General features: G+C 38.2%; 8 protein-coding genes. 4 read left to right on the top strand and 4 right to left on the bottom strand.

All coding sequences use genetic code 11. The features are described from left to right. Window positions 1-201: 201 nt before the first annotated feature. Window positions 202-768 (top strand): spore coat protein, encoded by a 567-nt coding sequence (locus HMPREF0083_RS04130; protein WP_021619801.1) that lies wholly within the window; start codon window positions 202-204, stop codon window positions 766-768. 144 nt (window positions 769-912) lie between these two features. Here the strand turns inward: HMPREF0083_RS04130 and HMPREF0083_RS04125 are convergent, their stop codons facing one another. Continuing rightward, entirely contained in the window at window positions 913-2,301 is a 1,389-nt protein-coding gene (locus tag HMPREF0083_RS04125) for an aminotransferase-like domain-containing protein (RefSeq protein ID WP_021619799.1), read from the bottom strand. Between the two features lie 240 nt (window positions 2,302-2,541). Here HMPREF0083_RS04125 and azlC point away from each other — a divergent pair, with 240 nt between their 5' ends. Both azlC and HMPREF0083_RS04115 read left to right on the top strand, forming a co-directional pair. Further along, window positions 2,542-3,252, top strand: a complete 711-nt coding sequence (gene azlC / locus HMPREF0083_RS04120) for an azaleucine resistance protein AzlC (protein ID WP_040301439.1) — start codon at window positions 2,542-2,544, stop codon at window positions 3,250-3,252. Then, a complete protein-coding gene (locus HMPREF0083_RS04115; RefSeq protein WP_021619797.1) occupies window positions 3,249-3,581 on the top strand; it encodes a branched-chain amino acid transporter permease in 333 nt (110 codons plus the stop codon). Before azlC ends, HMPREF0083_RS04115 begins: the two co-directional genes overlap by 4 nt. Window positions 3,582-3,737: 156 nt before the next feature. Here the strand turns inward: HMPREF0083_RS04115 and HMPREF0083_RS04110 are convergent, their stop codons facing one another. The 3 genes from HMPREF0083_RS04110 to HMPREF0083_RS04100 all read right to left on the bottom strand — a co-directional run bounded on the left by HMPREF0083_RS04110 (window position 3,738) and on the right by HMPREF0083_RS04100 (window position 6,710). Beyond that, window positions 3,738-5,156 (bottom strand): sensor histidine kinase, encoded by a 1,419-nt coding sequence (locus HMPREF0083_RS04110; protein ID WP_021619796.1) that lies wholly within the window; start codon window positions 5,154-5,156, stop codon window positions 3,738-3,740. Further along, window positions 5,140-5,844, bottom strand: a complete 705-nt coding sequence (locus HMPREF0083_RS04105; RefSeq protein ID WP_021619795.1) for a response regulator transcription factor — start codon at window positions 5,842-5,844, stop codon at window positions 5,140-5,142. Before HMPREF0083_RS04105 ends, HMPREF0083_RS04110 begins: the two co-directional genes overlap by 17 nt. Window positions 5,845-6,158: 314 nt before the next feature. Then, window positions 6,159-6,710 (bottom strand): class I SAM-dependent methyltransferase, encoded by a 552-nt coding sequence (locus tag HMPREF0083_RS04100; RefSeq protein WP_021619793.1) that lies wholly within the window; start codon window positions 6,708-6,710, stop codon window positions 6,159-6,161. Between the two features lie 291 nt (window positions 6,711-7,001). On the opposite strand from HMPREF0083_RS04100, the gene HMPREF0083_RS29690 reads away from it, so the two are divergent. Further along, a partial coding sequence (locus tag HMPREF0083_RS29690) for a MerR family transcriptional regulator (RefSeq protein ID WP_021619792.1) occupies window positions 7,002-7,170 on the top strand: 169 nt, incomplete at its 3' end.

Here is a 7,170-nt window from a genome sequence, read left to right as displayed (position 1 = left end):
CGTCAGGTTTTAAGTGGTGGGTAGTTCACATGCAAAAGTGAGGTGTGATATGATGAGCACAAGAGAAAAGAATAAGCGCAAGCGAAAGGGCCGTTCCGGGGAGAGGCCTTTTTGGTTTGTATTTTTTATAGTATTAAAAACAAACCTTTACAACATCCTATGTAAGTAGTTGCTTATTTTTTTGATGAAGGAGTGTTTACTATGCAATTAGCAGCACATGAAGCACATGATTTGCATGAACTTGCCATGAGTTGTGTAAATTCCATCACAAATATGGCGTATTTTTTGCAACACGTACAGGATGCAGAGCTAAGAGGGATTATCGAGCGGCATTTTCCGCTCCATATTCAAGATTACAATATGAAGGCAGAGTACTTAGGAAATGTTGCCGGGGCAACAACAAAGCTTCAAGTTCCTACACTTAATCAATCTCTGCAATCTTATACGCAATCACCTGCAACGTCCTATCCTCCAGTCATGCCAAGAACACAAGTGCAGGACTTTAATGATCGGGAAATCGCCACTGCCTATTTATTAACATTAAAACGTGCAGGTCGTGAGTATGCGTGGGCAGCTATGGAAGCAGCAAATCCGGAAATACGTACGTTTTTGGAAGATGCTTTTCGTATGAGTTCCCGTCATGCTTATGATGTATGGCAGTGGATGGTTAAGAAAGGTTACTATCCATTAGAAGCAGCTCCACAAACAACTCTTCAAACGATGGGTAATTTTTATCAAACGGTACAACAGCCAGTTCCAACTATGTAAATACAATACCTAGATAAATGACAAGATAGGCAATTAATCTAATAATGTTGAAAGGTAAAAGGGACCGCTCCGGGAGAGCGGTTCTTTTGAACTTATGCTGCATTGCAATGAAATATATACGCATAAGATTTTGTCCTTCTTGAATTAGCCGAGATACTGTTTTAGTGTTTCTAACCCTATTTTCAACTCATCTAATGAGTTTGTCGAGGAAAGCGCAACACGCAAATACTTATTAGGTGTAGTAGGGCCGCTGAGAAAACGATCAGAATGAAAAACTCGAATACCGCGTCTCTTCAAATCCGTCTCCAACTGTACCGCATCATAATGCTCTTGAATAGAAAGCCAACGATAAAAACTAAGAGGATGTCCAACAGGCTTACTAAGAGGAAAATATTCGAAATACATATTATTTGCAGACTGTGCAAGCTGTTGCTTTTGGAAAACAATTTCATGAGCCCTTCCTGATAAGATAAGCTCCGTGATAACCTCTGCATCTAAAGAGGATGTTTTTACATTGACGTTAAAAATAGCCTGCAAAATATTCTCACGTAACGCATCCCCATAGACCATATAGGCGACTCTTAATCCCGAGCATATGGACTTAGTGGTGCCGCAAATATATACGCTCTGTTCTGGAAGTAAATTGAATATTGGCTGCTGATAATCGGAGATAATACCTGCCGTCAGAAATGCATGAATATCATCCTCGATCAAAATTAAATGATGCTTGCGGATGACCACCGCTAATTCATGCTTTCGAAAATCTGAAATCATAACTGTGGTGGGATTACAGCAAGAGGGCATCAGAAAAATGCCATGAATTTTTGTTTGGCAACATTGCTTTTCAAGTTCGTTTGGCAGCATTCCAAACTGATCACCGGGAATAGGCACTAACTGAATATGGAACATTTTTGCTAACTCGATAAAGTTTGAATAAGTGTATAGGTCGGTTGCAATGCGATTACCAGGTTCAAACAACGCAGTTAATGTAATTGCCAACGCATTTTGGGCGCCGGAAACAATCGCTATATGTTCCTGGTCTGCATGAATACCGAAAGATTTCATCCAGTTTAGCCCTGCCGTTTTTTGATGTGGAATACCAGTCGGATCATTGTAATTCAGTAGCTTCTCCAAATAACTTTTGTCCGCGACCTTTTGAATAACCTCTGCTACAATACCATTGGTTTGCTCAAAAGAGGCTTCAAAACCAAGTTCAATACAGTCTGTAATTTTGTCTGTGGAAATAGTAATAGAACGGGCAGCATTAGGAGCAACAAAGGTTCCGCTCCCGGTAACTGCATAAATCAAGCCCTTGAACTCGCATAGTTTGTAGGCGCGGGTAATAGTGGTAAAGTTTAAGTCAAGAAAATCTGCCAATTCTCGCTGTGGTGGTAATTTTGTGCCCGGTGCTAAAAAGCCATTTATAATATCCTGTTCAAGTAGTGACGCAATAGAATAATAAAAAGGACGCTTTAATGCTTTCTTATCAGGTTTCCAAGACATTGGATAATTATCAAATGAATTTACTGGCATACTACACCTCTTATACCGTATTCCATACAATCATATCATTTATTGTATGGAATTTACGACGGCTTTAAAAGAGTCTGTTTGATATAAGGCAGCACATCTATTCCCCATTGTTTTATCGAAATAGGGGGAATTTATTTCTGTCAAGGAAAATTGTAATCCATACAATTATCTTGTTCATTGTATGTATTTCATGTGTTAAATTTGTATGGAATAAAGTTGGCTATTAAGGATGTGAATCATATGAAAAAAAGAAATCAAGTATGGATTGCATTTTGTTCGGCTTTTCCATATACAGTCCCCATTTTTGCAGGCTTTTTATTTTTGGGAATCGCTTATGGAATCTATATGAATTCATTAGGTTTCAATGCAGTTTACCCAATCATGATGAGTCTAATAATATTTGCAGGATCAATGGAGTTTGTTGCAGCCCATTTATTGCTTGTTGCGTTCAATCCGATTAACGCCCTTTTTCTAACTTTAATGGTGAACGCACGACATTTGTTTTATGGCATTTCTATGCTGGATAAGTATAAGAAAACCGGAAAGAAAAAGTTTTATTTGATTTATGGGCTGTGCGATGAGTCTTTTTCTATCAATTATACCGTTGATGTTCCAATGAATGTGGATAAGGGATGGTTTATGTTCTTCGTGACACTGCTCAATCATTCCTATTGGGTCATCGGGGCAGCGATTGGTGGTATTTTTGGATCTCTTGTACAGTTCAATACAGAAGGGCTTGATTTTGTTATGACAGCTCTCTTTGTTGTAATTTTCATTGAACAGTGGATGAAAGAGAAAAAGCACCATAGTTCTCTCGCAGGGCTTGGACTTTCAACTGTCAGCCTAATTATTTTTGGCGGAAACAACTTCATTATCCCTGCTATGCTTGCGATTCTGGGGATACTTACCGTTCTTAGAAGACCATTGGAGAAAGTTGAGGTTACCGTATGACTATGAGTGTAACGCAGCAAATTATCACAATTGCTATGGTTGTATTAGGCACAATGCTTACAAGGTTTCTTCCATTTGCCGTTTTCCCACCGGGTAAATCCACACCAAAGTATGTTCAGTATCTGGGCAAAGTGCTACCCTCGGCGGTATTAGGACTTTTGGTCATTTATTGTTTCAAGGATGTGAGCTTATTATCTGGCAGTCACGGTATCCCTGAATTTATTGCGGTAGTGGTAGTTGCATTGCTTCACTTCTGGAAGAAAAATATGCTTCTTTCTATAGCAGGGGGAACGATTATCTACATGATTTTAGTGCAATGGATTTTTTAATTATATTGATGATGATTAGCGTTTCGATCTTCCATCACCGTTCCTTGTTCGCTAATGCTTATGATAGAATTTTACACGTATCTCGATCATATCCTTATAATAAAAAGCCTCGTTGGATGTCAACGAGGATCGCGTGATTACATATTCTGCTTTGTCTTACTCGTTACATAAAGGAAAGCGAACAAAAAAGGAGATCATGTTGTCACGGCACTCCGCCCAAATTTGACCTCCATGTAGCTCGACAATACTCTTAGCAATGGCGAGTCCAAGTCCGGAGCTATTTGGCGAGGAAGCCCGTGACGGATCGACCTTATAAAACCGTTCAAAAAGACGGGGTAATACTTCTTGAGGAATAGGTGTTCCCTTATTCTGAATTTCTATTATTACATCAGTATCGATCTTACTTGATTGTATCTTTATGACACCAGGGTTACTGTACTTTATGGCATTTATAAGTAAGTTTTCAAATACTCGTACAATTTGATGTGGATCGCCGTGGACAAGCAGCCCACTTTCAGAGTAGTTTTGTTCAAAGCTCAGTTCGTTTTCTTCTGCAAGAGGAATCATTTCCTCGGTTAATTGTGCAAGCAAACGATTGATCGGAATCGTTTCTTTATGGAACTTGATCATATGGCGGCTCAGTTTTGTATATTCGAATAAGTCATCAATGAGTTTTTTAAGAGCTTTGGACTTTTGCGTCACAATAGATAAATAATGAGTTTTTTCTTCTTCTGAACGATATCTTCTCTCCTCTATAATTTGCAAGTAACCAATAATTGAGGTCAGAGGCGTTCGTAAATCATGTGACACATTCGTAATCAGCTTTTGTTTTGCTTTTTCCGCTTCCTGTTCTGTCTCTTTTATACTTCGTAATTCCGCAGACATATGATTAATCTCTCTTGCTAGCTGCCCCAGTTCATCTCTGCTTATTTCCGGTGCCCGATAATCCAGGTTTCCCTGAGAAATGGCGGTCATTGCTTGAGAAAGTTCTTCAATTTGCTTCATTTTCTTTCGTGTTAACATATAAAATAAGAAAAAAAATACGGCAAGAAAAATGCCAAAGGAAATCATGGCAGGCAGTACACTGCCTCTTGTATAGTATTCATGCATTCTTTTCGCGTCTGCGTTTTTTTGCACAATGACATACAGATTAGCCTCAGCTATTCGAACTGGCGTTATGGTATAAATCGGGTGGGTGCCAGGAGATTGCTCAACATATCGAGCGACTTGTTTTTGAATGTCATAGATATCAATTTGTTTCCGTTCTTGATGGGGAGCGTCGTAAAGGACGTTTCCTTTTACATCCGAAACAATAAGGGTAACCTGCTCAGTAGAAGATGCTTGATTTAACATGCTTTGTATAAAAGAATGTGGAGTTTGACTCAGCCTAGTTGCTATTTTGTTTCCGATTCGCTGCACTTCCTCTGGTGAGATGGGTGTAAGTTGTTGAGCTTTCCTTACATTCTGGCTATTTATATAATTGCTAACACCAGACGCAATAAATACACAAAAAAAGCAAATTACAATAAGCTGAATACGAAAGCTTATCTTAGCATATTCAAGAACACGCCTCAATTTTGTATCCCACTCCCCAAATTGTTTTGATGTATCGAGGCTGTCTTGGATTTTCCTCAATTTTTTCCCTGATTTTTCGTATGTGTACCATGACAGTATTATTTGCTGTTTGAGTAGAAGGTTCTTTCCAGACAGCCTCATAAATCTGATCAATTGGAAATACCCTATCCCGATTTTGAGCTAATAAATGCAAAATCATAAATTCGAGTCGAGTCATGGCTATTTCCTGTTCTCTAACAAATACTTGATGTGTCGATTCTTTAATCCGCAATTCTCCGATCTCAATCTCATCTGTATTTTTAGTAGTAGAAGAAAAAGAATGATATCGGCGCAGTTGTGACTTTATGCGTGCGATCAGTTCAAGTGGATTAAAAGGTTTCGTTACATAATCGTCTGCACCCGTGCTTAACCCTGTAATCTTATCCATATCTTTGTTTTTAGCTGAAAGTATAATAATAGGCATTTGCTTCCTTTCTCGGATTTTCATACAGGCTGTTATTCCATCCATATTTGGCATCATAATATCCAATATAATTAAGTCAATGGAGTGCTTTTCGACAAGCTGTATCGCCTGCAGCCCATCTTGTGCATGAAAGATGGTATATCCTTCGTTTCTGGCATAGATTTCAATTAAATTACGAATTTCCCGATCATCATCAACAAGAAGAAGATTTATATTCCTCGACATTTTTATTCACCTAAAACTTCCTTGGGAGTTTTTTGTATTTTGCGTGTCTATATGGAATTTACTTGACGTAGTAACAAAAGTTCAAGTGGTTGGAAGGAGGAGATCCGGAAAAAAGAAGAGGATGGATGCGCCCTGCACTCCGACAGAAGAAAGGCCAGCGTGTCTTTTTCCGACCGCTTCCACCGCCCTTCCTTCTTTTCTTACCTTTCACCACAAACATGTGTCGATTTATTAAATCAGATGTATCTATATACAATTATTTCGGTAGATAAAATAAAAAGTAAAGCATATTTTCCATATTTTTCGCTGTGCTTTTATTTCCGACAAATATAGACAAAGGCGGGAGGGATATTGAATGGAACAAACCGGAGTTCAATAGTAGAAAAATCGGCTTGTAATCGTTTTTTCATATGAAGAGAATATTGAAAGGTAATAAAAAGTCCCCCCGGCTTTAAGCTTTTTATCACTTCATTCATAATTTGTGTCGTTAGTTCTTTAGGAAATACAGTAAAGGGAAGACCAGAGATAATGACATCGGCACTTTTCTCTCCTGTTTCGCACAGAACAGCGGACATATTTTTTGCATCTGTATAGTGAGAAAAAGCAGGGTAGTGTTGCTTAAGTTTTTTTTGTAGGGGAAGGTTTTTCTCGAAAATATAAGCCCGACTTGCTGGCTTCATGTTTTGTTCAATATACTTTGTGAATATCCCGGTGCCGGCACCGAGTTCTACTACAACCTCCGTATCTTCCCAAGATACAGGTGTAACCATAGCTTTTGCTAAAAAAGAAGAACTAGGCGTAATGCTCCCAATTGTACGTGGATATTTTAAAAATTGAGTAAGAAATTGTAATCGTGGATATATCATCTCTGCTTGTCTCCTTCTTTTGTTGATTATTATAGTAATGAGTATAGGAGCAGTATCTTATCAAAAAGTGCTATTTTTTCTTAAGTATTCCTTAAGTATTTTTGTAAGGAGTGGTGTTAGCTTCGCTCTAGTTTGCGAAATCAATAATTATAAAGAATTTTATTCGTTAGTGCATCACTTAATAATCAATTCCACTATTTGGTTGACTAATTTCTTATAGTCACAGTATACTGTAACTATAACACTTTAGAGTTTTTGAAACAGTTAACTGTACGAAAAGAGGTGACCCTTATGCATACTTATACAGCAAAACAAATTACAGATATTTTACAGAGTGAAGGTCAGAATATAAATTTACGTACAGTCAGGTACTACACACAAATAGGGATGGTTCCCCCTTTAGAGCTTGTCGGAAACAAAAGAGTATACACAGACCACCACCTTTATTACATTCGTGCCG

The sequence above is a fragment of the Aneurinibacillus aneurinilyticus ATCC 12856 genome, assembly GCF_000466385.1.
Lineage (GTDB): Bacteria > Bacillota > Bacilli > Aneurinibacillales > Aneurinibacillaceae > Aneurinibacillus > Aneurinibacillus aneurinilyticus.
This window is presented reverse-complemented; position numbering and strand designations above follow the sequence as displayed.